Source organism: Phytobacter sp. MRY16-398 (genome assembly GCF_003925915.1).
GTDB lineage: Bacteria > Pseudomonadota > Gammaproteobacteria > Enterobacterales > Enterobacteriaceae > Phytobacter > Phytobacter diazotrophicus.
Genome location: NZ_AP018756.1, coordinates 4,585,677 through 4,612,140 on the forward strand (window position 1 = coordinate 4,585,677; position 26,464 = coordinate 4,612,140).

Annotated in this window: 27 protein-coding genes; 14 read left to right on the plus strand and 13 right to left on the minus strand. The window is 53.3% G+C overall.

The window, feature by feature from the left end:
• Positions 1–355 precede the first annotated feature (355 nt).
• The 6 genes from cyoA to MRY16398_RS22550 all read left to right on the plus strand — a co-directional run bounded on the left by cyoA (position 356) and on the right by MRY16398_RS22550 (position 6,800).
• Positions 356–1,303 (plus strand): cytochrome o ubiquinol oxidase subunit II, encoded by a 948-nt coding sequence (gene cyoA, locus MRY16398_RS22525; protein WP_041852508.1) that lies wholly within the window; start codon positions 356–358, stop codon positions 1,301–1,303.
• 20 nt (positions 1,304–1,323) lie between these two features.
• Positions 1,324–3,315: a cytochrome o ubiquinol oxidase subunit I gene (gene cyoB / locus MRY16398_RS22530; protein ID WP_071195838.1), complete on the plus strand. Its 1,992-nt coding sequence runs from the start codon at positions 1,324–1,326 to the stop codon at positions 3,313–3,315.
• Positions 3,305–3,919: a cytochrome o ubiquinol oxidase subunit III gene (locus MRY16398_RS22535; protein WP_041852510.1), complete on the plus strand. Its 615-nt coding sequence runs from the start codon at positions 3,305–3,307 to the stop codon at positions 3,917–3,919. Before cyoB ends, MRY16398_RS22535 begins: the two co-directional genes overlap by 11 nt.
• Positions 3,919–4,245, plus strand: a complete 327-nt coding sequence (locus MRY16398_RS22540) for a cytochrome o ubiquinol oxidase subunit IV (protein ID WP_041852511.1) — start codon at positions 3,919–3,921, stop codon at positions 4,243–4,245. The genes MRY16398_RS22535 and MRY16398_RS22540 overlap by 1 nt, the downstream gene beginning before the upstream one ends.
• 11 nt (positions 4,246–4,256) lie before the next feature.
• Positions 4,257–5,144, plus strand: coding sequence for a heme o synthase (gene cyoE / locus MRY16398_RS22545; protein ID WP_041852512.1), 888 nt, complete (start codon positions 4,257–4,259; stop codon positions 5,142–5,144).
• 291 nt (positions 5,145–5,435) lie between these two features.
• A complete protein-coding gene (locus MRY16398_RS22550) occupies positions 5,436–6,800 on the plus strand; it encodes an MFS transporter (RefSeq protein ID WP_071195947.1) in 1,365 nt (454 codons plus the stop codon).
• 27 nt (positions 6,801–6,827) lie between these two features.
• On the opposite strand, the gene MRY16398_RS22555 is transcribed toward MRY16398_RS22550, so the two are convergent.
• On the minus strand, positions 6,828–7,319 hold the full coding sequence (locus MRY16398_RS22555; RefSeq protein ID WP_125125219.1) for a YajQ family cyclic di-GMP-binding protein: 492 nt from the start codon (positions 7,317–7,319) through the stop codon (positions 6,828–6,830).
• A 140-nt stretch (positions 7,320–7,459) separates the two neighbouring features.
• Here MRY16398_RS22555 and panE point away from each other — a divergent pair, with 140 nt between their 5' ends.
• Positions 7,460–8,371, plus strand: a complete 912-nt coding sequence (gene panE / locus MRY16398_RS22560) for a 2-dehydropantoate 2-reductase (RefSeq protein ID WP_041852514.1) — start codon at positions 7,460–7,462, stop codon at positions 8,369–8,371.
• Positions 8,334–8,927, plus strand: a complete 594-nt coding sequence (gene yajL / locus MRY16398_RS22565) for a protein deglycase YajL (protein ID WP_041852515.1) — start codon at positions 8,334–8,336, stop codon at positions 8,925–8,927. The genes panE and yajL overlap by 38 nt, the downstream gene beginning before the upstream one ends.
• A 35-nt stretch (positions 8,928–8,962) precedes the next feature.
• On the opposite strand, the gene MRY16398_RS22570 is transcribed toward yajL, so the two are convergent.
• Both MRY16398_RS22570 and thiI read right to left on the minus strand, forming a co-directional pair.
• Complete coding sequence (locus MRY16398_RS22570) at positions 8,963–9,598, minus strand: hypothetical protein (RefSeq protein ID WP_110295625.1); 636 nt, start codon at positions 9,596–9,598, stop codon at positions 8,963–8,965.
• Between the two features lie 29 nt (positions 9,599–9,627).
• Positions 9,628–11,076 (minus strand): tRNA uracil 4-sulfurtransferase ThiI, encoded by a 1,449-nt coding sequence (gene thiI, locus MRY16398_RS22575; protein ID WP_125125220.1) that lies wholly within the window; start codon positions 11,074–11,076, stop codon positions 9,628–9,630.
• A 329-nt stretch (positions 11,077–11,405) separates the two neighbouring features.
• On the opposite strand from thiI, the gene xseB reads away from it, so the two are divergent.
• The 4 genes from xseB (at position 11,406) to MRY16398_RS22595 (ending at position 15,652) form a co-directional block, all read left to right on the plus strand.
• Entirely contained in the window at positions 11,406–11,648 is a 243-nt protein-coding gene (gene xseB, locus MRY16398_RS22580; protein ID WP_041852518.1) for an exodeoxyribonuclease VII small subunit, read from the plus strand.
• Positions 11,649–12,548 carry a (2E,6E)-farnesyl diphosphate synthase gene (ispA, locus tag MRY16398_RS22585; RefSeq protein ID WP_041852519.1) on the plus strand — a complete coding sequence of 300 codons (900 nt, stop codon included), beginning with the start codon at positions 11,649–11,651 and terminating at the stop codon, positions 12,546–12,548. It begins immediately after the preceding gene.
• An 80-nt stretch (positions 12,549–12,628) separates the two neighbouring features.
• The gene (gene dxs / locus MRY16398_RS22590; RefSeq protein WP_107223691.1) at positions 12,629–14,491 is read left to right on the plus strand and encodes a 1-deoxy-D-xylulose-5-phosphate synthase; all 1,863 of its coding nucleotides are present in this window, start codon (positions 12,629–12,631) and stop codon (positions 14,489–14,491) included.
• A 186-nt stretch (positions 14,492–14,677) separates the two neighbouring features.
• On the plus strand, positions 14,678–15,652 hold the full coding sequence (locus tag MRY16398_RS22595; RefSeq protein WP_041852520.1) for an aldo/keto reductase: 975 nt from the start codon (positions 14,678–14,680) through the stop codon (positions 15,650–15,652).
• An 86-nt stretch (positions 15,653–15,738) separates the two neighbouring features.
• Here the strand turns inward: MRY16398_RS22595 and pgpA are convergent, their stop codons facing one another.
• The 6 genes from pgpA to nrdR form a co-directional block, all read right to left on the minus strand.
• Entirely contained in the window at positions 15,739–16,254 is a 516-nt protein-coding gene (pgpA, locus tag MRY16398_RS22600) for a phosphatidylglycerophosphatase A (RefSeq protein WP_041852521.1), read from the minus strand.
• Positions 16,232–17,209, minus strand: a complete 978-nt coding sequence (thiL, locus tag MRY16398_RS22605; protein ID WP_041852522.1) for a thiamine-phosphate kinase — start codon at positions 17,207–17,209, stop codon at positions 16,232–16,234. The genes pgpA and thiL overlap by 23 nt, the downstream gene beginning before the upstream one ends.
• Before the next feature lie 74 nt (positions 17,210–17,283).
• Positions 17,284–17,703 (minus strand): transcription antitermination factor NusB, encoded by a 420-nt coding sequence (nusB, locus tag MRY16398_RS22610; protein WP_041852523.1) that lies wholly within the window; start codon positions 17,701–17,703, stop codon positions 17,284–17,286.
• Positions 17,704–17,722: 19 nt separating this feature from the next.
• Entirely contained in the window at positions 17,723–18,193 is a 471-nt protein-coding gene (gene ribH, locus MRY16398_RS22615; RefSeq protein ID WP_041852524.1) for a 6,7-dimethyl-8-ribityllumazine synthase, read from the minus strand.
• An 89-nt stretch (positions 18,194–18,282) separates the two neighbouring features.
• On the minus strand, positions 18,283–19,386 hold the full coding sequence (gene ribD, locus MRY16398_RS22620; protein ID WP_125125221.1) for a bifunctional diaminohydroxyphosphoribosylaminopyrimidine deaminase/5-amino-6-(5-phosphoribosylamino)uracil reductase RibD: 1,104 nt from the start codon (positions 19,384–19,386) through the stop codon (positions 18,283–18,285).
• 2 nt (positions 19,387–19,388) lie between these two features.
• Positions 19,389–19,838 (minus strand): transcriptional regulator NrdR, encoded by a 450-nt coding sequence (gene nrdR, locus MRY16398_RS22625; RefSeq protein ID WP_041852526.1) that lies wholly within the window; start codon positions 19,836–19,838, stop codon positions 19,389–19,391.
• Between the two features lie 153 nt (positions 19,839–19,991).
• Here nrdR and MRY16398_RS22630 point away from each other — a divergent pair, with 153 nt between their 5' ends.
• Both MRY16398_RS22630 and MRY16398_RS22635 read left to right on the plus strand, forming a co-directional pair.
• On the plus strand, positions 19,992–20,534 hold the full coding sequence (locus tag MRY16398_RS22630; RefSeq protein ID WP_041852527.1) for a SadB/YajI family lipoprotein: 543 nt from the start codon (positions 19,992–19,994) through the stop codon (positions 20,532–20,534).
• Between the two features lie 296 nt (positions 20,535–20,830).
• Positions 20,831–21,709: a nucleoside-specific channel-forming protein Tsx gene (locus MRY16398_RS22635; protein ID WP_041852528.1), complete on the plus strand. Its 879-nt coding sequence runs from the start codon at positions 20,831–20,833 to the stop codon at positions 21,707–21,709.
• Between the two features lie 141 nt (positions 21,710–21,850).
• Here MRY16398_RS22635 and MRY16398_RS22640 read toward each other — a convergent pair whose 3' ends face one another.
• The 4 genes from MRY16398_RS22640 to secD form a co-directional block, all read right to left on the minus strand.
• Positions 21,851–23,065: a hypothetical protein gene (locus MRY16398_RS22640; RefSeq protein ID WP_125125222.1), complete on the minus strand. Its 1,215-nt coding sequence runs from the start codon at positions 23,063–23,065 to the stop codon at positions 21,851–21,853.
• A 50-nt stretch (positions 23,066–23,115) separates the two neighbouring features.
• On the minus strand, positions 23,116–23,463 hold the full coding sequence (gene yajD / locus MRY16398_RS22645; protein ID WP_125125223.1) for an HNH nuclease YajD: 348 nt from the start codon (positions 23,461–23,463) through the stop codon (positions 23,116–23,118).
• A 171-nt stretch (positions 23,464–23,634) separates the two neighbouring features.
• Positions 23,635–24,606: a protein translocase subunit SecF gene (secF, locus tag MRY16398_RS22650; RefSeq protein WP_041852531.1), complete on the minus strand. Its 972-nt coding sequence runs from the start codon at positions 24,604–24,606 to the stop codon at positions 23,635–23,637.
• Positions 24,607–24,616: 10 nt separating this feature from the next.
• Positions 24,617–26,464 (minus strand): protein translocase subunit SecD, encoded by a 1,848-nt coding sequence (gene secD / locus MRY16398_RS22655; RefSeq protein WP_072039800.1) that lies wholly within the window; start codon positions 26,462–26,464, stop codon positions 24,617–24,619.

Consider the following 26,464-nt stretch of genomic DNA (forward strand, 5'->3'; position numbering starts at 1 on the left):
TTGTGCGGTATTAATTAAGGGTTACTCTTGAACGATTCAGCACGGTTATTAATTATATGTTTCCAGTAATGTTCAATAAATGCTGAAATATTGTTAAGCAATTGTTTATGATTTTGATTGGTTATACCAATTTACCCGCCCCCTTATTGTATTCCTGGGATTTCGTTATAACCTTAATGGCAGGCTGTGCGAACACCCGATTTTACAGGTTGTTGCATTTCGTGTGACATAATCGGCAGAACCCAGTAACACCATACTGACACTACGCCATTCATGTTTACAGTAATGTAACCTTCCCGTAAAATGCCCGCACACTTTAAACGCCACCAGATCCCCGTGGAATTGAGGTCGGTAAATGAGACTCAGGAAATACAATAAAAGTTTGGGATGGTTGTCATTATTTGCAGGCACGATTTTACTCAGTGGCTGTGATTCTGCACTACTTGACCCCAAAGGACAGATTGGACTGGAGCAACGTTCGCTGATACTGACGGCATTTGGCCTGATGTTGATTGTCGTTATTCCCGCCATCTTGATGGCCGTTGGTTTCGCCTGGAAGTACCGTGCGAGCAATAAAGATGCGAAGTATAGCCCTAACTGGTCACACTCCAACAAAGTTGAAGCTGTGGTCTGGACGGTGCCGATTCTGATCATCCTGTTCCTTGCTGTACTCACCTGGAAAACTACCCACTCGCTCGAACCGAGCAAACCGCTGGCGCATGACGAAACACCTGTCACCATTGAAGTTGTCGCCATGGACTGGAAATGGTTCTTCATCTACCCGGAACAAGGCATTGCTACCGTGAATGAAATCGCCTTCCCGGCGAACACTCCGGTGGAATTCAAGGTGACCTCCAACTCCGTGATGAACTCGTTCTTTATCCCGCGTCTGGGCAGCCAGATCTACGCGATGGCGGGTATGCAGACCAAACTGCATCTTATCGCCAATGAAGCCGGTACCTACGACGGTATCTCCGCCAGCTATAGCGGACCAGGCTTCTCCGGTATGAAGTTCAAAGCTATCGCCACGCCGGACCGCGCAGCGTTCGACCAATGGGTCGCTAAAGTGAAACAATCTCAGAACACCATGGCTGACATGGATGCTTACGAGAAAGTTGCCGCACCAAGCGAATACAATAAGGTTGAATACTTCTCCAGCGTGAAACCCGATTTGTTTAAAGACGTTATCAACAAATTTATGGGCCACGGCAAGAGCATGGACATGACCCAGCCAGAAGGTGAGCACGCCTCGCATGAAGGTATGGAAGGCATGGACATGAGCCACGCGGAAGCCTCTCACTAAAGGGGTCGAGGAAGAATACGATGTTCGGAAAACTTACACTGGATGCAGTGCCGTACCATGAACCCATTATTATGGTCACGGTTGCTGCGATTATCGTCGGGGGACTGGCGGTAGTCGGTCTGCTCACTTACTTCAAAAAGTGGGCATGGCTGTGGAATGAATGGTTTACCTCTGTAGACCACAAACGTCTTGGCATTATGTATGTTGCGGTTGCAGTCGTTATGCTGCTGCGTGGCTTTGCAGACGCCGTGATGATGCGTAGTCAGCAGGCGCTGGCTTCTGCCGGGGAAGCAGGTTTCCTGCCACCTCACCACTACGATCAGATTTTCACCGCTCACGGTGTGATCATGATCTTCTTCGTGGCGATGCCATTCGTTATCGGTCTGATGAACCTCGTGGTTCCGCTACAGATCGGCGCGCGTGACGTGGCGTTCCCGTTCCTGAACAACCTGAGCTTCTGGTTCACGGTTGTCGGTGTGATTCTGGTTAACATCTCTCTGGGCGTCGGTGAGTTCGCGCAGACGGGTTGGCTGGCTTATCCGCCGCTGTCGGGAATTGAATACAGCCCTGGTGTCGGGGTCGATTACTGGATCTGGGCACTCCAGCTCTCTGGTATCGGTACGACGCTGACCGGTATCAACTTCTTCGTAACGATTCTGAAGATGCGTGCGCCGGGCATGGGTATGTTCAAGATGCCAGTCTTTACCTGGGCATCTCTGTGCGCCAACGTACTGATTATCGTCTCGTTCCCCATTCTGACCGTGACCATCGCGCTGTTGACCCTCGACCGTTATATCGGTACCCATTTCTTTACCAACGATATGGGCGGCAACATGATGATGTACATCAACCTGATTTGGGCCTGGGGCCATCCGGAAGTGTACATCCTGGTTCTGCCGGTATTCGGGGTATTCTCCGAAATCGCAGCGACCTTCTCGCGTAAACGTCTGTTTGGTTACACTTCGCTGGTATGGGCGACCATCTGTATTACCATCCTGTCGTTCATCGTCTGGCTGCACCACTTCTTTACGATGGGTGCAGGCGCGAACGTAAACGCCTTCTTTGGTATTACGACGATGATCATCGCTATCCCGACCGGGGTGAAGATCTTCAACTGGCTGTTCACCATGTACCAGGGTCGCATCGTGTTCCACTCTGCGATGCTGTGGACCATCGGCTTTATCGTCACCTTCTCGGTGGGCGGTATGACCGGCGTTCTGCTGGCGGTGCCGGGTGCGGACTTCGTCCTGCACAACAGTCTGTTCCTGATTGCCCACTTCCATAACGTGATTATCGGCGGTGTGGTGTTCGGTTGCTTCGCAGGCCTGACCTACTGGTGGCCGAAGGCATTTGGTTTCACGCTGAATGAAACCTGGGGCAAACGCGCATTCTGGTTCTGGATCATTGGCTTCTTCGTGGCATTTATGCCGCTGTACGTGCTGGGCTTTATGGGTATGACCCGTCGCCTGAGCCAGCAGATTGATCCGCAGTTCCACTCTATGCTGGTGATTGCAGCCTGCGGTGCGGCACTGATTGCTATTGGTATCCTCTGCCTGCTGATTCAGATTTACGTGTCTATTCGCGACCGCGACCAGAACCGTGACCTGACCGGTGACCCGTGGGGTGGCCGTACGCTGGAATGGGCGACTTCTTCTCCGCCGCCGTTCTATAACTTCGCTGTGGTTCCTGAGATTCACGAACGTGATTCCTTCTGGGAAATGAAAGAAAAAGGCGAAGCGTACAAGCAACCGGCGCATTATGAAGAAATTCATATGCCGAAAAACAGCGGTGCGGGCGTTGTGATTGCCGCCTTCGCAACGGTGTTTGGTTTCGCGATGATCTGGCACATCTGGTGGATGGCGATTGTTGGCTTCGCCGGCATGATCATTACCTGGATTGTGAAAAGCTTCGACGAGGACGTGGATTACTACGTACCGGTTGCAGAAATCGAAAAACTGGAAAAACAGCATTTCGATGAGATTTCTAAGGCAGGGCTGAAAAATGGCAACTGATACTTTAACGCATGCGAATGCCCACGCGCACGAACATGGGCACCACGATGCAGGCCCGACTAAGGTATTTGGGTTCTGGATCTACCTGATGAGCGACTGCATTTTGTTCTCATGCCTGTTTGCTACCTATGCCGTTCTGGTGAACGGCACGGCGGGTGGCCCGACTGGCAAGGACATCTTCGAGCTGCCGTTCGTCCTGGTAGAAACCGCACTGCTGTTATTCAGCTCCATCACCTACGGCATGGCGGCGATCGCCATGTACAAAAACAACAAAAGCCAGGTTATTTCCTGGCTGGCACTGACCTTCTTGTTCGGTGCCGGGTTCGTAGGAATGGAGATTTATGAATTCCATCACCTGATCGCAGAAGGTATGGGTCCGGACCGCAGTGGCTTCCTCTCCGCGTTCTTCGCGCTGGTCGGCACCCACGGTCTGCACGTAACCTCGGGTCTGGTATGGATGGCAGTGCTGATGTTCCAGGTTTCGCGTCGCGGCCTGACCAGCACTAACCGTACCCGTATCATGTGCCTGAGCCTGTTCTGGCACTTCCTGGACGTGGTGTGGATCTGTGTGTTCTCTGTAGTCTATCTGATGGGGGCGATGTAATGAGTCATTCAACGGAACATGGCGCTTCCCACGGTAGCGTAAAAACCTACATGACAGGTTTTATCCTGTCGGTCATCCTGACGGTTATTCCGTTCTGGATGGTGATGAGCGGCACGGCATCTCATGCTGCGATTCTGGGCACCGTACTGGTTACCGCGGTTGTGCAGATTCTGGTGCATCTGGTTTGCTTCCTGCACATGAACACGAAGTCCGATGAAGGCTGGAATATGACAGCTTTCGTCTTTACCGTGATTATCATCGCAATCCTGGTAGTCGGCTCCATCTGGATCATGTGGAACCTCAACTACAACATGATGGTTCACTAAGAGCGGCGAGTATGTTGAAGCAATACCTGCAAGTAACGAAACCTGGCATTATTTTTGGCAACCTGATCTCGGTGATCGGTGGGTTCCTGCTGGCCTCTAAAGGCCATATTGATTACCCGCTGTTCGTCTACACGCTGGTTGGCGTGTCGCTGGTTGTCGCCTCCGGTTGTGTATTTAACAACTACATTGACCGTGACATCGATAAGAAGATGGAGCGGACGAAAAACCGCGTGCTGGTCCGGGGCCTGATTTCGCCGAAAGTCTCGCTGGTTTACGCTGCCTTGTTGGGTATTGCTGGCTTCATGCTGCTGTGGTTTGGCGCGAATCCTCTGGCCTGCTGGCTGGGGGTGATGGGCTTTGTGGTGTATGTGGGCGTCTATAGCCTGTATATGAAACGCCACTCGGTCTACGGCACGCTGATCGGCTCGCTTTCCGGCGCAGCGCCTCCGGTGATTGGCTACTGTGCCGTCACCGGCGGGTTTGACAGCGGTGCGGCTATTCTGCTGGCGATTTTCAGCCTCTGGCAGATGCCTCATTCGTACGCCATCGCCATTTTCCGCTTTAAAGATTACCAGGCGGCAAACATCCCGGTACTGCCGGTGGTGAAAGGCATTTCGGTCGCCAAAAACCATATCACGCTCTATATCATCGCTTTTGCGGTCGCAACACTGATGCTCTCCCTTGGCGGTTACGCCGGGTATAAATATCTGGTGGTTGCCGCGGCCGTAAGCGTATGGTGGCTGGGTATGGCGCTGCGTGGCTACAAAGTGGAAGATGACAAAGTCTGGGCGCGTAAGCTGTTCGGCTTTTCCATCATCGCGATTACCGCGTTAAGCGTGATGATGTCAGTGGATTTTATGGTCCCTGACTCTCACAGTCTGCTCGCGGCTGTCTGGTAACGGATAACGCCTTTTAAAAGCCGGGGATAACCCGGCTTTTTTATGTCTGTCAGTTGGCTACAGCGTTCCACCTCCCCATAGCCCCCTCCCCTCGTCTCTTTACCGCGATATGGCCTTTATAATTCTTTCGCGGCACGTTTCCAGAGTCGGTCCGTTTCGGCTGGGTAGTTAATGTGTGCTGGCAGCGAAATAAATACCGTTCACAGCCTCGTAATATCTATTAAACAATCACCTATTTACCGCGCCTGGCGCCCCGCCTAAACTATGGCCTGTTTTTCGATTGAGGTGGTAATGAACGATTATAAAATGACGCCAGGCGAGTTGCGCGCAACCTGGGGTTTAGGGACTGTTTTTTCCCTGCGCATGCTTGGCATGTTTATGGTCCTGCCCGTTCTGACCACGTATGGCATGGCATTACAGGGTGCCAGCGAGGCGCTGATTGGTCTGGCGATTGGCATTTACGGCCTGGCACAGGCGGTGTTTCAAATTCCCTTTGGTCTGCTTTCAGACCGCGTTGGTCGCAAACCGCTTATCGTCGGTGGCCTCGCCATCTTTGTGATCGGCAGCATTATTGCGGCCCTCTCAGATTCCATCTGGGGCATTATTCTTGGGCGCGCGCTCCAGGGCTCCGGCGCCATTGCCGCCGCGGTGATGGCTCTGCTTTCTGATTTAACCCGTGAACAAAATCGCACTAAAGCCATGGCGTTTATTGGCGTCAGTTTCGGCGTGACCTTTGCTATCGCGATGGTGCTTGGCCCGATCATCACCCACACACTGGGCCTGCACGCCCTCTTCTGGCTGATTGCCGCGCTGGCGACCCTGGGTATCGCGTTAACATTGTGGGTGGTGCCAAACAGCCACAACCACGTGCTTAACCGGGACTCCGGGATGGTAAAAGGCTGCTTTAGTCAGGTCATCGCCAGTCCGAAACTGCTGAAACTGAACTTCGGCATCATGTGTCTGCATATCCTGCTAATGTCCACCTTCGTCGCCCTGCCGGGCATGCTTGAAGCCGCCGGATTTGCCGCCCGCGATCACTGGAAAATCTATCTTGTTACGATGCTGGTGTCGTTTGTTTCCGTGGTGCCTTTTATTATTTATGCGGAAGTGAAGCGCCGCATGAAGCGCGTGTTTGTATTTTGCGTCGCGCTGCTGCTTATTGCGGAGATCGTGCTCTGGGGGGCGGGTCCCCATTTCTGGGAACTGGTGCTGGGGGTTCAGATTTTCTTCCTCGCCTTTAACCTGATGGAAGCCTTGCTACCGTCGCTTATTAGCAAAGAAGCCCCTGCCGGATACAAAGGCACGGCGATGGGGATTTACTCCACCAGCCAGTTCCTTGGGGTGGCGATTGGCGGCGCGCTCGGTGGCTGGGTCGACGGCCTGTTCGACTCACAGACGGTCTTTCTGGCGGGCGCGCTGCTGTCCATGATCTGGCTGCTGGTCGCCGGAAGTATGCAGGAACCGCCCTATGTCAGTAGCCTGCGCATTGCCATACCGGAAGGTGTCACGCCAGATGCCTCACTGCAGGAGCGGCTGCTGGCAACTAGCGGGGTAAGCGAAGTGCTGGTCGTCGCGGAGGAACGCAGCGCCTACGTCAAAATAGACAGCAAAGTCACCAACCGTTTCGAGGTTGAGCAAGCCATCAAAGGGGCATAAAAAAAGCGGGGAAATCCCGCTTTTTTATTAATCGCGGAAGTTTTTGAACTGGAAAGGCTGTCCCAGATTACCGCCGCGTACCAGCGCCATTGTCGACTGCAGATCGTCGCGGGATTTCCCGGTGACGCGAATCTCTTCGCCCTGAATTTGCGTCTGCACTTTCAGTTTGCTGTCTTTAATCAGCTTAACGATTTTTTTGGCAACGGCGTTCTCAATGCCCTGCTTAAGTTTGGTTTCAACGAACCAGGTTTTGCCGCTGTGGACAAACTCTTCCGGAACATCAATTGATGTGCCTTCGATACCGCGTTTTAACAGCTTCGCGCGCAGGATATCCAGCAATTGATTGACCTGAAAATCGGACTCACTGAGAACTTTGATCGTCTTATTCTGTTCATTCAGCTCAAAAGTGGCTTCAACGTTACGAAAATCGAAGCGTGTTTCGACTTCACGGGTCGCATTTTCAATGGCGTTGCGGACTTCCTGAAGATCAACCTCAGAAACAATATCGAAAGATGGCATCTTTTCTTCTCCCTCAGTGTTTATTGCGATGCATAATACCCGCAACCAAGCATAACTCAACTTGTAATAGCCGAATGCAGTGCTGACGGCGCTATACTGTAAGCAGTGACACCTGGCGCAGTTGCAGGTGAGGAGGAACAATGAAAATTACCGTACTCGGATGCGGTGCTTTAGGGCAATTGTGGTTAACTGCTCTGTGCAAGCATGGACACGAAGTACAGGGTTGGTTGCGCGTACCGCAACCCTTTTGCAGTGTGAACCTGGTTGATGAAGACGGCTCCATTTTTAACGAATCCCTGACCGCGAACGATCCCGAATTTCTGGCGAGCAGCGACTTATTGCTGGTCACGCTTAAAGCCTGGCAGGTTTCTGACGCGGTAAGAGGTTTAGCGGCGATGTTGCCAGCCACCACACCCATTTTGCTGATTCATAACGGCATGGGCACGGTAGAAGAGCTGAAATCACTGTCGCAGCCCTTACTGATTGGCACCACGACGCACGCGGCGCGCCGCGACGGCAATGTCATTGTACATGTTGCCAGCGGCACGACGCATATTGGCCCGGCGAGGCAGCAGGACGGCGACTTTAGCTATCTGGCTGATAGTCTGCAGGAGGTGCTTCCGGACGTGGCCTGGCACAACAACATTCGCCCGGCTCTCTGGCGCAAACTGGCGGTTAATTGCGTGGTGAATCCGCTGAGCGCGCTGGAAAATTGCCGAAACGGCGATTTACGTAACTTTCCCGATGAAATCAAGAAAATCACCCACGAGGTCGCTGCCGTTATCGAACGTGAAGGCCACCATATCTCGGCTGATGAGTTACTCAGCTACGTATACCAGGTGATCGATAACACGGCGGATAATATTTCCTCAATGTTGCAGGACATTCGCGCCATGCGTCATACCGAGTGCGATTACATCACAGGCTACCTGCTCAAACGCGCCCGTGCCCACGGTATCGCGGTGCCGGAAAACGCCCGCCTGTATGACTTAGTGAAACGTAAGGAGAGTGAGTATGAGCGCATCAGCTCTGGTATGTCTCGCCCCTGGTAGTGAAGAGACCGAAGCGGTCACCACTATCGACCTGCTTGTTCGTGGCGGCATCAGCGTGACCACCGCCAGCGTTGCCAGTGACGGTAATCTTGCGATCACCTGCTCGCGTGGGGTCAAGCTGCTGGCAGATGCGCCGCTGGTCTCTGTGGCAGACGGTGATTACGACATTATCGTCTTACCGGGCGGAATTAAGGGGGCAGAATGTTTCCGTGACAGCCCACTGCTGGTAGAGACCGTACGGCAATTCCATGCCTCCGGACGTATCGTCGCGGCCATATGCGCAGCGGCAGCTACCGTATTGGTGCCTCACAACCTGTTCCCACTAGGCAATATGACCGGCTTCCCGGCGCTGAAAGAGAAAATACCGGCGGAGCAGTGGCAGGACAAACGCGTTGTCTGGGATCCACGCGTAAAATTGCTCACCAGTCAGGGGCCAGGCACGAGCATTGATTTTGGCTTAAAGATTATTGATCTGCTGGTCGGGCGGGAAAAAGCCTATGAAGTGGCATCGCAGTTGGTGATGGCGGCGGGGATTTATAATTACTACGAAGCCTGAACAGGCGGCGGGAGTAGTTTCCGCCGCTAAACGGATTACAGATGTTGTTTAATAAACGCGATTACCTTTTCTTGTGGGTAATCCGGTGAATGAATGGGGATCCATAAAAACCCTGCCGGCCCCATGACGATATAATCAAGCGTACCATCACTCATTACTGATGTGACTTTACTCCACGCCATAAAGGCGTGAGAAGCGTGATTATCAGCATGCGTCCACTGTATCCCTTCATTTGTCAGCTCAAGCGAGTAGCCATAACGGTTGGCATCATTGACTTCATAATATCTGCGTGACCATTGCCTGTAACGCCGGGTCATCGTTATCTTTACGGTCAATACACCTGCGATATAGCACAGCACCAATAGCGACAGGGCCGCACCATCGCGAAAATAAAAGAGATAATCATCTGTTGTATCGTCTGCAACCCAGCCCATAAAACGGAAATGAAAATTGCCGTTAAACAGTGAAACCGCAAGGGCTATTACCAGCCACATAAAGAATGCCGTAATGATAAACAAGGGCAATCTGCCAAAGCGGCGACGAGTTTCAGGTAATGTCGCACGGCAAAAACCTAAGCCTCGTAAATAATGTTCAAAAGATAAAGACTGCGCGGGTACGTTAATTGAAAAGCGCACGTCATCCTGACGTGCGGATACAGATTCATAATCCATTATGGGTAAACATCCTTGTTTTACTGAATTTAAGGTCGGTACACCTTCACATTCTCAAAACCCTGCTCACGCAGATAGAGCGCCTGCAGGCGGCTCATCACCCCACGCTCACACCACAGTAACCAGGTTTTGCTCTGATCGAGGTCGCCGAATTTGGTGCTCAGCTTATAGAACGGCAGCGACACCACGTCGATACCTTCCACCGCCAGCGGTTTATCGTCCTGCTCGTCAATAGAACGGATATCGAGAATCACATCGTTCGGGCCAAATCCGCTGACCGTTTCGACCTCAACAACCGTTTCGCTGGTCTGCGCGGCGATATCACGAATATCGATATTCGAGGCTTCCGCAACCACACGATCCAGGATCTCGAAATCGAAATGTGCTTCTTCCGCTTCGATTTTGGCCTTCACGGCTTTCACCGTCGGGCTTTTCGAAATAACACCGCAATATTCCGGCATCGTACGGGCAAAATCTTCGGTACCGATTTCACGCGCCAGATCGATGATGTGCTCTTTATCGTAAGAGATCAGCGGACGCAGGATCAGGGTATCGGAGACATTATCAATCAGGCGCAGGTTGGTCAGCGTCTGGCTGGAGACCTGACCGAGCGCTTCACCCGTTACCAGCGCCTGCACACCATAGCGCTCGGCAACTTTGGATGCCGCACGCACCATTATGCGTTTGAGCACTACGCCCATCTGGCCGTCATCGACTTTTTCGAGGATCTCGCCAACCACTGGTTCAAAATTGATCGCCACAAAACGTACCCGGTGGGAGCTGCCAAAGCGGTTCCACAGGTAATGCGCAACCTGACGCACGCCAATCTCATGCGCCGCGCCGCCCAGGTTAAAGAAGCAATAATGTACGCGACAGCCACGACGCATCAGCATGTAGCTGGAGACGCCGGAGTCGAAACCGCCGGAAATCAGCGACAGAACATCTTCCTGCGTACCAATCGGGAAACCACCGATGCCTTCGTAACGGCCTTTTACCAGCAGCAGGCGATCATCTTCGATCTCGAGATTCACGGTGACATCCGGGTGCGTCAGCTTCACGCGGGCGGACTCTACGTGCTGATTCAAACCGCCGCCGACGTAGCGTTCCACTTCAATAGAACTAAACTCGTGCTTGCCGCGACGTTTTACACGCACGCAGAACGTTTTGCCTTCGATCTGGTCGCGGTATTGCACCAGCGCTTTTTCGAAAATATCGTGCAAAGAGGTGAACGGGACATCTTCCACCTCCAGAATATGGTGAATACCCGGGATACGGGTCAGCGCGTCACGAATCACCAGACGTTGGTTTTCATCTTTGGCGCGCACTTCGATATTATCCCAGTGACGGACAACGGCGAGGGTCTCATCATACTGCTTAAGAACGTTACGAATGTTCCCGGTGAGAATTTTAATAAAGCGCAAACGCACAGATTGGCTTTTGATGGTGATTTCCGGGAACAATTTAATGATAAACTTCATGGCGGCAATGGTTCGTTGGTAAGCCCGACGGGGCTAGAAATGGAAAATAGTACAGCAGCCCTTATACACAAAATCATTCAAAATGCTTCGCGGCGGCAACTGAGTGAACCCAGAAGCTTACTCATGTAAGTGACTGGGGTGAACAAAGGCAGCCAACAAAGAAGCAGTTTGAAGGATGAAGTGTATACCGCGGCTGCCATCCAGGCGCGGAAGTATACCACCATCGCGAAGCTCCTGCGCATTTTGCATGACCATTGCGCGTTATTTGCTAAGCCTCACGACTTCGCTACCATATCGTAGTCGGTATCAATAAGAGTCAGACATTCACTATGCCAAAGAAAAACGACGCACCCGCCACATTTGAAACGGCGTTGAGCGAGCTGGAACAGATTGTTACCCGTCTTGAAAGCGGCGATCTTCCGCTGGAAGAGGCCCTTAATGAATTCGAACGCGGCGTACAGCTTGCCCGTCAGGGGCAAGTGAAACTCCAGCAGGCGGAACAGCGCGTACAGATTTTGCTGTCCGACAATGAAGAGGCACCTCTCACGCCGTTCACACCGGATAACGAGTAAATGGACTTTAGCCAACAATTACAGGCCTGTGTCGAACATGCCAATGATGCACTGCGGCGGTTTATTGCCCCTCTTCCCTTTCAGAACACTCCTCTGGTTGAGGCCATGCAGTATGGCGCATTATTAGGCGGTAAGCGCCTGCGTCCGTTCCTGGTCTATGCGACCGGCGGTATGTTCGGCGTCAGCCGGGAAACCCTGGATGCCCCTGCTGCAGCGGTTGAGTGTATTCACGCCTATTCGCTGATTCACGATGACTTGCCTGCCATGGACGACGATGATTTACGTCGTGGCCTGCCCACCTGCCACATCAAATTCGGCGAAGCCAATGCGATACTGGCCGGAGACGCGCTGCAAACGCTGGCGTTTACTATCCTCAGTGATGCGCCCATGCCAGAAGTGGCAACGCAGGACCGCCTTGCCATGGTACGCGAACTGGCGATTGCCAGCGGTGCTGCCGGCATGTGCGGAGGTCAGGCTCTGGATCTCGCCGCAGAAGGTCAGCAGGTCGATTTAGCCGCGCTGGAGCGCATTCATCGCCATAAAACGGGCGCATTGATTCGCGCGGCGGTAAGAATGGGTGCACTCAGTGCGGGTAATTCAGGACATCAATGGCTGCCGGTGCTGGATAAGTACGCCGAAAGCATCGGTCTGGCCTTCCAGGTTCAGGATGACATCCTGGATGTTGTCGGCGATACTGCGACACTTGGTAAACGCCAGGGTGCCGATCAGCAGCTCGGCAAAAGCACCTATCCTGCGTTACTGGGCCTTGAGCAAGCCCGGATTAAAGCCCGCGATCTGATTGCCGACGCTCGCCAGTCTCTGGATCTCCTGGCGGCGCAATCACTGGATACAACGGCACTGGAAGCACTGGCGAATTACATAATCCAGCGTGATAAATAAACAATACGCTCCGAATCGTCCGGGTTGCCGAAAGGCAAAAACATCGCCCAATGGATGACGAGCAACACGATGAGTCTCTGATGAGTTTTGATATAGCCAAATACCCGACCCTGGCACTTGTCGATTCCACTGCGGAATTGCGTTCGCTGCCAAAAGAGAGCCTGCCGAAGCTGTGCGATGAACTGCGTCGCTACCTGCTCGACAGCGTGAGCCGCTCCAGCGGACACTTCGCCTCCGGGCTTGGCACGGTTGAACTGACCGTGGCGCTTCATTATGTCTATAACACGCCATTTGATCAGTTAATCTGGGACGTTGGCCACCAGGCTTATCCGCACAAAATTCTTACAGGCCGACGCGACCGCATCGGTACTATCCGGCAGAAAGACGGCCTGCATCCTTTCCCGTGGCGAGGTGAGAGCGAATACGATGTGTTAAGCGTCGGTCACTCCTCCACATCCATCAGCGCGGGCATTGGTGTTGCCGTTGCCGCCGCGAAAGAGGGCAAACAGCGCCGTACCGTCTGCGTGATTGGCGATGGCGCGATTACCGCCGGGATGGCATTCGAAGCCATGAACCATGCGGGCGATATCCGCCCGGATATGCTGGTTGTGCTGAACGACAATGAGATGTCGATTTCTGAAAATGTCGGCGCGCTGAATAACCATCTGGCGCAGTTACTTTCCGGTAAGCTCTATTCCACGCTGCGCGAAGGCGGCAAAAAAGTGCTTTCCGGCGTGCCGCCAATCAAAGAGCTCATCAAGCGTACCGAAGAACACATCAAAGGCATGGTAGTGCCCGGCACCCTGTTTGAAGAGTTGGGCTTTAACTACATTGGCCCGGTTGACGGCCATGATGTTATGGGGCTTATCAATACGCTTAAGAATATGCGTGGTCTGAAAGGCCCGCAGTTCCTGCATATCATGACCAAGAAAGGCCGTGGTTATGAGCCCGCCGAGAAAGACCCAATCACTTTCCATGCGGTACCGAAATTCGACCCGACCAGCGGTACCCTGCCGAAAAGCAGTGGCGGCATGCCGAGCTATTCGAAGATTTTCGGTGACTGGCTGTGCGAAATGGCGGCAAAAGACAGCAAGTTGATGGCGATTACCCCCGCGATGCGTGAAGGTTCAGGCATGGTGGAGTTTTCCCGTAAATTCCCGGATCGCTATTTCGATGTTGCGATCGCTGAACAGCACGCGGTGACCTTTGCCGCCGGGCTGGCGATTGGCGGTTATAAGCCAGTGGTCGCCATCTACTCCACTTTTTTGCAGCGCGCCTATGATCAGGTTATCCACGACGTCGCTATCCAGAAACTGCCGGTGCTGTTCGCCATTGATCGTGCAGGGATCGTCGGTGCTGATGGCCAGACTCACCAGGGGGCGTTTGATATTTCCTATCTGCGCTGTATCCCGGACATGATTATCATGACGCCAAGCGACGAGAACGAATGCCGCCAGATGCTGTTTACCGGATATCACCACAACGCAGGCCCGAGCGCCGTGCGTTACCCGCGTGGTAACGCGGTTGGTGTGACGCTCGAACCGCTGGAAAAACTGCCGTTAGGTAAAGGCGTTGTGAAGCGCGAAGGTGAGAAAATCGCCATCCTTAACTTCGGCACCTTATTGCCGGAAGCCGCAAAAGCCGCGGAAGCACTCAACGCCACACTGGTCGATATGCGTTTCGTTAAACCGCTTGATAACGCGCTGATTCTGGAGATGGCGGCACGGCATGAGGCGTTGGTTACGCTGGAAGAAAACGCCATCATCGGTGGTGCGGGCAGCGGGGTGAACGAGCTATTGATGTCGCAGCGTAAGCCGATTCCTGTCCTGAACCTCGGCCTGCCGGACTTCTTCATTCCGCAGGGAACCCAGGATGAAGCGCGTGCCGAACTGGGGCTGGATGCTGCGGGTATTCAAGCACGTATCACAAGCTGGCTCGCATAACCTCCCCTGTCGCTCCTGCTATGCTTAACGGTAATGTTTGTAATCCTACTCTAAATAGTTCGGGTTGCAGGAAGGCGGCAAGTCAGTAAGTCCCCGGGAGCATAGACACCTATGTGACTGGGGCGCGCTGACGCAGGCAACGCACCTGTCACTCGAAATATAACGAGTATAAGCAGGAGTGGACCCATGCAATACAACACGTTAGGAAAAACAGATCTTAAAGTTTCCCGCCTTTGCCTTGGCTGCATGACCTTTGGCGAGCCAGATCGTGGCAACCACGCCTGGACGCTGCCGGAAGAGAGCAGTCGTCTGATTATCCAGCACGCCCTGAATGGCGGCATTAACTTCTTCGATACCGCAAACAGCTATTCCGATGGCAGCAGTGAAGAGATCGTGGGCCGTGCGCTACGTGACTTCGCCCGCCGTGAAGACGTGGTGGTAGCCACCAAGGTCTATCATGCATCCGGCACGCTCAAAGAAGGCCTCTCACGTGCGCAAATTCTGCGCTCCATTGATGACAGCCTGCAACGCCTGGGGATGGACTATGTCGATTTACTGCAAATCCACCGCTGGGACTACAACACGCCGATTGAAGAGACGCTGGAAGCGCTCAATGATGTCGTAAAAGCCGGGAAAGCGCGTTACATCGGCGCGTCTTCCATGCACGCTCACCAGTTCGCACAGGCGCTGGAATTGCAAAAACAGCACGGCTGGGCGCCCTTTGTCACCATGCAGGATCACTACAACCTCATCTACCGTGAAGAAGAGCGTGAAATGCTGCCGCTCTGCTATAAAGAGGGGGTGGCGGTGATCCCGTGGAGTCCGCTGGCGCGCGGTCGCCTGACTCGTCCCTGGGGTGAAACCACCGCGCGAATCGTATCAGACGAAGTGGGGAAAAAACTCTACAACGAAAGCGATGAGAACGACGCGCAGATTGCTGAGCGTCTGGGCTCCATTGCCGAAGAAACGGGCGCTACGCGCGCGCAGGTCGCGCTGGCATGGCTGCTGAGCAAACCCGGTATTGCCGCCCCGATTATCGGCGCATCGCGCGAAGAGCAACTCGAAGAGCTATTACAGGCGGTAGATTTAACGCTAAAACCAGAGCAGATCGCCGAAATGGAAACACCGTACAAACAGCATCCGGTGGTCGGGTTTAAGTGATTCGTTAGTGGTTTTTTGAACGATCTGAAATGTTCCGGATGCGGCGTTAAACGCCTCATCCGGGCTACCTCTGATAAAAGCGTCGGTTAGAGAATACCAATCGGCCAGTAGTGACCCACCGCATACAAAATACCTGCGGAGATAATCCCGGCCACGATATCGTCAACCATGATCCCCATGCCCCCATGCACATTCCGATCAAACCAGCGAATCGGCCACGGTTTCCACATGTCGAAAATACGGAAGATCACAAAACCGGCGGCGACCCATTGCCAGTCATTCGTCGGGAGTGCCATCAGGGTGATCCACATCCCGATAAATTCATCCCAGACGATGCTGCCATGATCGTGCACGCCCATATCTTTCGCCGTACGATGGCAGAGATAAACGCCCACGCTAATCCCCAGCATCACCAGCAATGAATAGAGCTGCCACGGCAGAAAGGTCATCAGATACCAGAACGGGATAGAGGCCAAAGAGCCCATTGTGCCTGGCACGACAGGGCTTAATCCGCTGCCAAAACCCGTAGCCAGCAAATGCCACGGGTTACTCATTTTCAAACGGCTTTTGGCAATGTCTTTAAAGCGCGGCAAAATGGTCATATCCTTTCCAGTCAAGCGTCACAGTTTTACCTTCACGGGTAAAATTCAGGCCTTCCACATCTGCGCTCATCTGCCCAATACAGGTCACTGGCACACCCAGATGGCCCACGGCTACCTCCAGCGCGCCCCGGTTAATTTCCGGTACGGTAAAGCACAACTCGTAATCTTCTCCGCCTGACAACGCCCAGCGCAGAGCCTGTTCCGCATCCACATGACGCAACATCGCCTGCGAATAAGGTAACGCATTGAGATCGACCCGCGCACCGCAACCGCTGGCCTTGAGAATATGTCCAAGATCCGAGATAAGCCCATCGGAGAGATCGATAGCCGAGCTTGCCAGATTGCGCATCGCCTGCCCGTGTAAAACACGCGGTACAGGGCGCAGGTGGCGCTGCAACAGATATTTGGCATCTTGTGCGTCGGCAACCTGCAACTGCTTTTGCAAAATAGCCAGCCCGGCTGCGCTATCGCCCGGTGTGCCTGTGACATAAATCCAGTCACCAGGCTTAGCGCCGCTACGTTTTAAAGCGCGCCCGGCGGGAACATAGCCATGAATACCCAACGTCATCGACAACGGGCCACGGGTTGTGTCACCGCCAATGAGTTGCATATCGTAGTAATTGAGTTGCTCGAACAGGCTATCGCTAAACGCTTTAAGCCAGTCTTCGTCGACATTCGGCAGGGTCAGCGCCAGCGTTAGCCATGCCGGATCAGCCCCCATGGCCGCCAGATCGCTAATGTTCACCGCCAGGGCTTTATATGCCAGGTCAGCCGGTTCGATATCAGGAAGAAAATGGATGCCTGACACCAGCGTGTCAGTGCTGATTGCCAGCGTCTGCTTTTCGGGTACGTTGAGCAGTGCACAGTCGTCGCCAATGCCGGTATCGACGTCACGGCGCGAGCTTGTTACACGGTCAAAATAACGGGCAATCAGGGAAAATTCGCCGCATGCCATACGTTATGCCTCAGCAAAGAAAAGAAAAAGCCGGATCGGGCGTGTCAAAACAACGCCCGGCTCCGGCTTACGGATCATTTTTTGTGGGGACGGATCGCGGGGGCTGCTTTGTCGAGCACGCCATTTACAAATTTGTGGCTGTCTTCTGCGCCGAAGGTTTTCGCCAGTTCGATAGCTTCGTTAATCGCAACTTTGTACGGGACATCATCACGTTTAGACAATTCGAACAGAGCAATGCGCAGCACCGCTTTTTCAACCTGGCCCAGCTCTTCGAGCAGACGGGACAGGTACGGCTTCATCAGGCCGTCGAGATACGCGCTGTTAGTCGCCACCCCGGTCAACAGTTCACGGAAGTACAGAACGTCCACATCTTTTACGTCCTGTTCCGCCAGGAACTGGTATTCAACATCAGCGATGTCGTTTTGGGACAACTGCCAGGAGTAGAGCGCCTGGACGGCACACTCACGGGCGCGGCGACGAGCAGCAGGTTTCACGGAATTCCCCTTACAAAATTCAGGCCTTGATGGCTTTCAATACGTTAATCATTTCAAGCGCGGTCAGTGCAGCTTCTGCACCTTTGTTACCGGCTTTGGTGCCAGCACGTTCGATGGCTTGTTCAATACTTTCAGTGGTCAGAACACCGAAGGCTACCGGGATCCCACTGTCCTGAGCGACATGCGCCAGACCATTGCTTGCACCGCCAGCCACATATTCAAAGTGCGCGGTGCCGCCACGGATAACGGTACCCAGCGCAATCACCGCGTCATATTTACCGGTTTTCGCCAGCGCGTCAGCCGCCAGTGGCAGTTCATACGCGCCTGGCACCCAAACAACGGTAATGTTGTCATCTTTTACCTGACCAATGCGTTTCAGGGCGTCAATCGCACCTTCCAGCAGGCTGTCATTGATAAAGTTGTTGAAACGCGCAATGGTGATGGCGACGCGAGCGTCCGGGGTAGCAACGTTAGCTTCAATAATGTTCATACTCTTCCTTCACAGGTTCAGTTCAGACCCCGCAGGGGGGCGGATTTTATCATAATATTTCACGCGCTGCCTCCCTTTTACAGCAGAGGCTACGCGTGGGTAAGATGCAGGCAGACGTCTGGCCCAACCTGACGTATCTCATTGAATTTAAAAGAGGGTGCATCGGCCAGCGCTTCCAGCCCTGGCAGCACGCACAGCCCCCGAGCATCCGCGCCCAACAGTTTCGGCGCAAGATAGACAATCAGTTCATCGACCAGCCCTGCCTGCAGCAACGCGCCCGCAAGGTTAGCCCCTGCTTCTACCCAAATGCTGTTGATCTGCTGTTTGCCCAGCAGCATCATCAGCGTGACCAGGTCTGCATGACCACGGTGTTCCGGCACGAGGATCTCACGTACTGATTCAGGCCAGGCTCGGCTATCGTGGCGTGTCCGCGCAAACCAGGTCTCTCCCGGCTGCTGAACGATGGCATGCTCAGGCGTCACACGATGCTGGCTGTCCACGACAATACGCACCGGCTGGCGCAGGTTTTCCTGCGGATAAAGCTTTTGTATGTCAGGGCTCAGCTCGTCCCAGCGGACGGTCAGTTTGGGGTCATCCGCCAGTACCGTCGCGCTACTGGTTAAAATCGCGTGGCTCTGGGCGCGTAAACGCTGTACGTCGCGTCGCGCCTGCGGCGACGTGATCCACTGGCTCTCGCCGCTGGCCATCGCGGTACGGCCATCAAGGGATGCGCCAAGTTTAAGCTGGATCCAGGGGAAACCGGTACGCATGCGTTTTAAAAAACCTTTATTCAGCGCTTCGGCTTCTGACATCATCAGGCCATGACTGACCTCGATGCCCTCCTGCTGCAGGCGGTACAACCCCCGCCCGGCAACCTGCGGATTCGGATCCTGCATGGCCGCCACAACGCGAGCGACACCAGCGGCAATGAGTGCTTCACAGCACGGCGGTGTACGCCCATGATGGCTGCACGGCTCAAGCGTCACATACGCGGTAGCACCCCGTGCGCGCTCACCCGCCATACGCAATGCATGTACCTCAGCGTGCGGTTCACCCGCACGATAGTGGAAGCCTTCGCCGACGATTTCGCCGTTATTCACAATCACGCAGCCGACATTCGGGTTCGGATGAGTGGTGAAACGCCCGCGTTGCGCGAGCTTAAGCGCGCGCGCCATGTACATTTCGTCGTGCATGATCAGTCCTGTAAACGGGCGATCTCTTCGCCGAACTCTTTGATATCCTCGAAACTGCGATATACCGACGCAAAACGGATATAGGCAACTTTATCGAGCTTTTTCAATTGTTCCATGACCAGATTGCCGATCATTTTGCTGGGAATTTCTCGCTCACCGGTAGCACGTAATTGTGACTTGATGTGATTTAACGCCATCTCAACGTCATCAGAGCTCACCGGGCGTTTTTCCAGCGCTTTTAACATACCGCTGCGTAGCTTATCTTCGTTGAACGGTTCGCGAACTTCATTGCTTTTTACAACGCGCGGCATGACAAGCTCAGCCACTTCGAACGTGGTGAAACGTTCATTACATACCAGACACTGGCGGCGGCGGCGAACAGAGGAACCTTCACCGACAAGGCGAGAATCAATTACTTTGGTATCCACGGCGAAACAGAATGGGCAATGCATACGACGTCCTGGCGAGTGAGTTAACTGAAATCTATTTTACCCTGAACTGGCATGACAACAAAGACGAGCCGATTTTGAGACAATGGATCGATGGCAACGTAGCTGTTGCGATCTACCATAAAGAATATCCTCATCTTCAAGGAAACAGACAGAATGACAAGACGTTACCTAAGATCCCTGTTGCTGGGAAGCGTTTTCGCCCTTAGCGCCTGTGCACAGCAAAGCGAGGTCCGCCAATTGCATCAGGATGTCAGCACCCTGAACAATGAAATGGCCAAATTGAACAAAGAGACGGTGAAAATCACCCAGCAAAACGCGCTGAATGCTAAATCCACCAATGGTGTCTACCTGCTACCCGGCTCCAACACCCCTGCCCGGCTGAACAGCCAGATCGGTATGCTGCGTATGACGTTGAAAGACATCACGCCAAATGCGAACGGCACGCGGGCCACGCTGCGAATTCAGGGGGAGTCTAACGATCCACTCCCGGCATTCAGCGGCACCGTAGAGTGGGGACAAATTCAGGGCACCACGCAGAACTTTCAGGAAGTTAACGTGCAAAACCAGCTCATTAGTGCTCCGGCCAGCACGCTCGCGCCAAGTGATGTTGACGTCGCGCTACAACTCAATGGCATCACGCCGGATCAGTTAGGTTTCGTTCGCATCCACGATATTCAGCCCGCCACTCCGCAATAATTTTTCCCGGCGACGCCGTCGCTCTTATTCACACTTTGTTACGTCTGAACACCCGCCGGATGAGAATCTGGTGGGTGTCATTTATTGGCAACAATGATGATCATCAGTACAATCCCCGCTGCTTAATACGCGCAAACGTGAACGCAATCGATTACGTGTGTTTCATTAATGTGAAACAACACATATTTTTGTGAGCAAGGATACTTATAATAAGCCCGCAGAAACATGAAATATTTAGAAACGCAATGCGTGCATTCTTTCATTCCCGTAAGGGATCTCTTATCAGTGGCATAATTATGAAGAAAACATTACTCGCAGCCGGCGCTGCACTGGCTTTTACGACCTCTTTCTCCGTGAATGCAGCGGATAACAGCAAACCGGAATACGTGTCTGACTGGTGGCACCAGAGCGTTAACGTGGTAGGCAGCTATCACACCCGCTTCGGACCGCAGATTCGTAACGATACCTATCTGGAATATGAAGCATTTGCTAAAAAAGACTGGTTCGATTTTTATGGCTATGCCGATGCCCCCGTCTTCTTCGGTGGTAACACCGACGCAAAAGGTATCTGGAACCACGGCTCGCCGTTGTTCATGGAAATCGAACCGCGCTTCTCGATTGATAAGCTGACCGGTACCGACCTGAGCTTTGGCCCGTTCAAAGAGTGGTACTTCGCGAACAACTACATCTACGACATGGGTCGCAACGCATCCGGCCGCCAGAGCACCTGGTACATGGGTCTGGGTACTGACATCGATACCGGTCTGCCGATGAGCCTGTCTCTGAACGTGTACGCAAAATACCAGTGGCAGAACTACGGTGCAGAAAACCAGAACGACTGGGACGGCTACCGTTTCAAAGTGAAATACTTTGTACCGATTACCTCCCTGTGGGGCGGCAACCTGAGCTATATCGGTTTCACCAACTTTGACTGGGGTTCAGATCTGGGCGATAAGAGCGCGTATGCTGAAAACGGCATCAAGCAGCGCACCAACAACTCTATCGCGTCCAGCCACATTCTGTCTCTGAGCTACGATCACTGGCACTACTCTGCTGTTGCGCGTTACTGGCACAATGGTGGTCAGTGGAATAATGATGCCGACCTGGTCTGGATGAAAGAGAACGTACGCTCTACGGGTTGGGGTGGATACCTGGTTGTGGGTTACAACTTCTAAGCGCTTTTCGGCTTAAAATCAGGCACCGAACGCGATTTGCGTCGGTGCCTTTTTATTTTCAAACAGTAAACGGGCTCAGCCAGTAACCGAGCGCCAACAAAAGCGCCACGCACAGGCAGCGCCGGGGAAAGGTAGCGAACATTACCAAATCTCCTGAATGTAAGGTGGGTGCTGCTGTTCCTGACGCAATTTTTCAAGCCGCCTGCGCAGGCGTAGCCAGTCGCTGACCCGAGATGAGCATAAGCGTGTCAGTTGAATAGCCAGGTCGCTTCCCCCAAGCAGTGCGCCACAGAGGATGCAGAGGACGGAAAACATACTTTTCAGTGCCCCGCAAACTGCATGCCAGCGCCATACGTCGCCCGCGCTCAATGCAAAGCCCGCGCTAAAAAGCATCATCAGCGCCATCATGCATGGGGCAAAGATAAACAACATCCCCCGATAAAATGCCGCCATACTTTGGTCACTACGATACCAGTTGCCGTTGGCGATGTAGCAGCCGCCATCGGTAAAGTTATAGACGCCAATCGCTTTATTTGAATGGTGGTTGAAAATGGTCAGAACATGATCGCCCTGACTGATAAAAGGCGCGTGGGTCCGGTAGAAAAAAGGCAAAATTTTATCGATCTGGCTGCGCAGCGCCGGATCTCCCATCCGCCATGACAGCGATAACCCTCGCCCCTGACATACATATACCAGCGCCGCACCGGAATTGTCGGCAACATACGATTTCCACTCCCCGCTTCTGACAGCCGAGACCGTCTGTTTTATTTCACTCAACGTTGGGCCAAAGTCAGAGAAGCCTTCCGGCATCGAATCGGGATACGGCGGGTTTAACAGCGCCCGACCAATATCTTCGCAAAAGGAGGTATCACGCCGCTTTGTCTGCTCAAGCTTTGCCAGAAGATCACGAACCCGTGGGGAAAAGCGCAAACAGACCGCATGAAGGTCCGCCAGTCCCCAGGTTAGCAGCATCATCGTGACAGCCAGAAACAGCAGCGGCATAAGAAAAGCAAATCCCCAGCTAAACATCATTGAGCCAGAGATAAAAAAAGCCGGAATTCCTGTTAGCAGGCGGCTAATCGGAAGAAATAATGCGGGACGTGCGTGAGCAATCTCAAGCGTCGTCGTGCCATCAGTTATCCAGTCAATCCAGTAACTGCCATCTTTTAAACGGTGGGTTCCAAGGTAGATTCGACTGTCTGGCTGAAGCTGGTCAAAGCCTGAATCATCCTTGAAAAAGCGCTTATCGGTATAAAAAGTGTGATGGCGGGTAATGAGGCGCAGATAGCCGCTTTCGGGATCGTTACCCACGGCAAAACCGCGAAAGCGGAATGTAAAATAGTGAGGTTTATTCATAGCAGACATCCTTGTTCGTCAGAAAACCATCCGTGGTTTTCAGTTTTGTTTTATTTTTTCTTGTTGAGCATCGCTTTCAGGTCGGCGAACGGATTATAGGTCGCCTCACCAATATCCTTTTGCGCATCCTCCCCTGCAACAACCGTCGAACCGTACAGGTCCGCTTCGGTATATTTCGAATGCTCATGATCGTGGCAGAACAGGCAAAGCAATTCCCAGTTACTGCCGTCTTCGGGGTTATTGGTATGATCGTGATCGATATGGTGAACGGTGAGTTCACGCAGGTTCGAATAAACAAACTCCCGCGAACAACGCCCGCACACCCATGGAAACAGTTTTAATGCTTTTTCACGGTAGCCGCTTTCCAGCCGCGTATAGTTTTTAGGGATAATCGCCATATGTGTCAGTACCTGGATAAATATTGGATTAGCGTCAGTTTCGCGCGCACCAGCGTTTTTATCAATATTCCCGCATCTGGACGGAGAAAGTCCTCGTCGACGTAACACAGCCGCATCAGCCATAAAAAAACCGCAGTTTGCGGCTGCGGTTTTTTTAAGCGGAGAGCCGGATTACGGCAGAATTGACGGCTGATCCGCCCCTTCTTTTTCCACTTTCTGCTGAATCAGATGCTCGCGTTTCATGCCCAGTTTCAGCGCCAGCGCAGAAGCCACGTAAATCGAGGACGCCGTACCAATAGTGACACCAATAAGCATGGTCAGGGAGAAGCCCGCCAGAATCGGACCACCAAACAGATACAGCATCAGGATCACGACTAAGGTTGTCCCGGAGGTGATCAACGTACGATGCAGCGTCTGGGTCAGCGACACGTTAAAGATTTCGTAAGAGGTTCCGCGACGGATCTTGCGGAAGTTTTCACGAATACGGTCAGACACCACGATACTGTCGTTGAGCGAGTAACCGATAACGGACATCAGCGATGCCACGATAGTCAGGTCAACCTCGATATGGAACAGCGACAGCACGCCCATGGTAATGATGACGTCATGCGCCAGCGCGATAACTACCCCTGCCGCCAGACGCCACTCAAAGCGGAACCCGACGTAAACAAGGATACAAATCAGCGCCACCATCAGCGCCATAGCACCAGTTTGCGCAAGGTCTGCCCCCACGCTCGGGCCAACAAACTCAATACGTTTGACCGTTGCATTCTGGCTGCTGGTTTCGTTAATGACTTTAACGACTTTGCTGCCCAGCTCCTGACCACCGGTTTCCCCGTGTACAGGCGGCATACGTACCATGATGTCGCGGCTACTGCCGAAGTTTTGCAGCAGCGGCTCTTCAAAACCCGACTTCTGCAGTGCTTCACGCATCTGGTCCATATCCACTGGTTTTTCCAGCGTGATTTCGATAACCGTACCGCCGGTAAAATCCAGACCCCAGTTAAACCCGCGCACGCCAATGATAGCGATAGAGATGATTAACAGCAGACCTGAGATGCCGAACGCCCAGTAATCCCAGCGCATAAAGTCCCAGACTTTACGGCCGTAGTTCAATTGTTCAACAGTGTATTCCTGTGCCACAACGCACTCCTCAGATAGACAGCTTTTTAACGCGCTTGCCGCCGTACAGCAGGTTCACGATGGCACGGGTGCCGACAATGGCAGTAAACATCGACGTTGCCACACCGATACCGGTTGTAATGGCAAAGCCTTTGATGGCGCCCGTACCCACTGCGTACAGGATCAGGACTTTAATCAGCGTGGTGACGTTCGCATCGAAGATGGAACTGAACGCGCCTTTATAACCTTCATCAATGGCTTGCTGCACCGAACGACCATTACTCAACTCTTCTTTGATACGTTCGTTTATCAGTACGTTAGCATCGACCGCGACCGCAAGGGTTAACACGATACCCGCAATACCCGGCATGGTGAGCGTCGCCCCTGGCAGCAAGGACATAATGCCGACAATCAGTACCAGGTTGGCAATCAGTGCGCTCGTCGCGATCAGACCAAACTTCTTATAGAAGAAGATCATGAAGATGATGGAGACCACCAGACCTGCCAGACAGGCTTCCAGCCCCTGAGTGATGTTCTGCATCCCCAGTGTTGGACCAATGGTACGTTCTTCAACAATCTGAATCGGCGCAATCAGCGCACCGGCACGCAGCAGCAGAGAGAGCTGACGCGCTTCGGTCGGGTTACTGATACCAGTGATACGGAAGCTGTTACCCAGACGAGACTGGATATTGGCGATGTTAATCACCTCTTCCTCTTTCACCAGAATAGCGCGGCCATTGGCGTCTTTCTTACCGCTGTCTTTGTACTCCACGAACAGGGTCGCCATCGGTTTGCCGATGTTATCCTTAGTGAAGTTAGACATGATGTTACCGCCAGCGCTATCCAGGGAAATGTTCACCTGTGGCTGGTTGTACTCATCCTGGCTGGACGTGGAGTCCGTGATATGGTCACCGGTCAGAATCACCCGTTTGTACAACACAACCGGGTTGCCTTCGCGGGTCTGCTTCACTTCGGAATCGCCCGGAACGCGGCCCGCGGCAGCGGCGGCCTGATCAACATTGCTGTTTACCAGACGGAATTCCAGCGTCGCCGTTGCACCCAGAATCTCTTTCGCACGCGCCGTATCCTGAATACCCGGCAACTCAACCACAATACGGTCTGAACCCTGACGCTGTACCAGCGGCTCAGCGACGCCGAGTTGGTTCACACGGTTACGCAGGATATTAATGTTTTGCTGCACCGCGTATTCGCGGGCTTCGCTCAGACGCGCGTCGGACATCACCGCACGCAGCGCATTGTCGCCCTGGCTGGTGATAACAAGATCACGGTGACGTTGAGTCAGATAAGTGACCGCCTGGTCACGTGCGCTGGCATCGCGGAAGAGAATGCTCAGGCCATAGTTATCTTCCTTACGCACAGTGGTGTAAGGAATGCCTTTATCGCGCAGATCGCTACGCAGGCTGTCGATATTCTGTTCCTGGAGTTTGCCAAGCGCGGTGTCCATATCCACTTCCATCAGGAAGTGCACGCCGCCACGCAGGTCCAGACCCAGTTTCATGGGTTCGGCATTGACTGCGCTCAGCCAGCGCGGGGTGGCCGGAGCAAGGTTAAGCGCCACGACAAACTGGTCACCCAGCTCAGACACCAGCGCTTCACGCGCGCGTAACTGAACGTCAGTGCTGTCAAAGCGAGCGAGAATAGCGCCGTTTTCCAGTGCCACAGACTTCGCGTCGATTTTTTCTTCTTGTAGAGTTTTCTGGACCTGGATCAGCGTTTGCTCACTGGCGGCGACACCGCGCGCACCAGTGATCTGAACAGCCGGATCCTCACCATACAGGTTGGGAAGTGCGTAGAGCAGGCCGACGGCAATGACGACGACCAGCATAATGTACTTCCACAAAGGATAACGGTTTAACAC